This window comes from Pseudomonas sp. BS-2016, assembly GCF_001806145.1.
GTDB classification, from domain to species: domain Bacteria; phylum Pseudomonadota; class Gammaproteobacteria; order Pseudomonadales; family Pseudomonadaceae; genus Aquipseudomonas; species Aquipseudomonas lundensis.
The window spans coordinates 1-2,298 of sequence record NZ_MLCT01000171.1; the positions used below are offsets into that span (position 1 = coordinate 1).

The following is a 2,298-nucleotide window of genomic DNA, read 5'->3' on the forward strand; positions in this document are numbered from 1 at the left end:
TCTGTTCACGGGTGCGTTGGAGTTCGGCGGGGTAGCGGGTCAACAGGCTGTTGAGTTCGCGCTTGAGGTCGACGCCGGTGTCCTGGGCTTCGGTTTTTTCGGTATTTTCCAGGCCCATCAACGCGGAAAAATCATCGGTGTGGGATTCAGCGCTGGCCTTTATTCCCAATAAGGGCAGCTGCGCAAGCAGGTCGGCCTGAGTGCGCAGGTTGGTCACTTCCCGCTCGACATCCGCGGCCAACTCGGCGCGCCCGCTGCTGACTAGCTTGTCGCGGGCCAGGGACAGTTTGCCCAGGTGCTGTGAGGCTGCGAGCAATGGCGACATATAATGCGCAGCCTCCGCGGAATTGACACCGCTGGCGTACTGGCTCAATTGTTCCAGGTTCGCGCCCAGTTCACGCTCGGCTTGCAGCAACAGGGCTTGCGGGTCGCCAGCCAATTTACCGGCGGCCAACAGGTCGGTCTTGCTGAAAGTCTCCAGGTCCATGAGGCTGGGGCGCAGGTTTTGCGCCAAGTCGGGCGGCAGTTCGCCCAGCTGAAGCTGCAGGCTTTCCAGGCTCTGGGTTGCACTGCTCAGGCGCAGGGCATCGCCGCTGGCTAAGTAGTCCTCGATGTTACGGGCAGCCTGGTTTTGAAAGGCCTGGGACAACCCGAGGTAGCGCTCCATCAACAAGTACGGACGCTCCAGCGCCCGTTGCGACCACCACAGTGTCGCCCCGAGGGCCAGGCACACAGCCACCAGCAGAAGGGTATTGAGATTGGTCAGCAGCTTCAGGCGCATGCGGGGTTTCAACCGACGGCAAGAGATAAGCGCCTGAATTTATTGCGTTTGTATTACAGCGTTATGACCGAATCGGTGGATTCTGGTGAAAAGATGGCACTTTGCTTTGATGTGCGAGCTGCTTGCACGCGATTACGTCCGGCGTCCTTGGCGCGGTACAGCGCTTCGTCAGCCTGGGCGGCCATCATCAAGCTGTCGGAACCGTCGCACAGCTCCACCAGGCCGGCGCTGAAGGTGCACCACAAATCCTGCGGTTGGGCGGGGTAGTGGATTTCTGCAAAGCGCCGACGAATGTCGTCCAGCACCTTGCAGGCCGATTCCAGGTCGGTGTCGGGCATCACGATGGCGAACTCTTCACCGCCGTAGCGGCCGATGTAATCGGTCTTGCGCAAACGCTGCTTGAGAAACAGTGCCAGGCTCTTGATCACCCGGTCGCCCATGGGGTGGCCGTGGCTGTCATTGACGCGCTTGAAGTGGTCGATATCGAGCATGGCAAAGCTCAACGGCTTGTTCTCGCGGCGTGCGCGGAAGCTGCAATCTTCGAGCAGTTGCAGGATATGCGTGTGGTTGTACAGCCCGGTCAGGCTGTCGCGCACCATCCGTGCCTTCAAGTTGCGCGCACGTGACGCACGGTTGCGCACAGTGGTGATCAGGTGACGCGGCTTGATCGGTTTGGTGAGGAAATCGTCACCGCCCTCGCTCATCGCATCCAGCTGTTTATCCAGGTCGTCCTCGGCCGACAGGTAAATGATCGGCACACTGACGTAGCGGTCGTTGTGGCGAATCACCTTGGCCAGTTCGGTGCCGGTACAGGCAGGCATGTACATGTCGAGGATGATCAGGTCGGGCTGGAAATCCGCCAGCTCGGCCATGGCCTGGATCGGTTCGGTCAATGTGCGAGTGACAATGCCGGCACTGTTGAGCAGGCGTTCGGTGTGCAGCGCCTGGGCCCGCGAGTCGTCGATGATCAGCACTTTGTACGGTTCGTACTGGGCCGCGCAGGTTAGCACTTCGATCTTTTCCAGCAGGCTTGAGGCCTCCAGGGTGCCGGTCAGGAACTCTTCGCCGCCGGCGCGTACGGCGGCCAGGCGTGTCGGGGTGTCGGTTTCGTGCAGGCTGAAAAACAACAGCGGCAGCTTTTGCTCCAGGCCCTCCTGGGCCTCTGCCGCGAGCTTCAGGCCCAGGCCCGTGCCGCAGAAGTCCACGTCCATCACGATCGCTGACGGCAAACGCTCGGCCATGGACGCGCGAAAGGCGGCGACGCTGTCCAGGGCGTGGGCGCCCATGCCGAAGAACTCCAACTGCTTGGCCAGGCGTTCGGCGCGGTCATGGTCGGCCAGCATCACATAGATCGGCTTGCGCATCGGCGGCAGGAAGGTTTGCTCCAGCTGATCGCCCTGGCGCAGGCCGGTGCGGGACAGGCGTTGCATCAAGCGGTTGAGCTCGGTGATCAGTTGGCTGCTCAGACGGCCACGGTTCTCGTCCACAGCCTGCAAGGATTGACTGATATGCCGTGC

Annotated in this window: 1 protein-coding gene and 1 pseudogene; both read right to left on the reverse strand. The window is 61.4% G+C overall.

Translation table 11 applies throughout. The annotated features are described in order from the left end of the window. Nucleotides 1-781, reverse strand: a pseudogene (locus tag BKD70_RS23430) (methyl-accepting chemotaxis protein); the annotation flags it as partial. Nucleotides 782-834: 53 nt separating this feature from the next. Beyond that, nucleotides 835-2,298, reverse strand: a 1,464-nt coding sequence (locus BKD70_RS23435; RefSeq protein WP_070415496.1) for a PleD family two-component system response regulator, incomplete at its 5' end; no start/stop codon positions are given.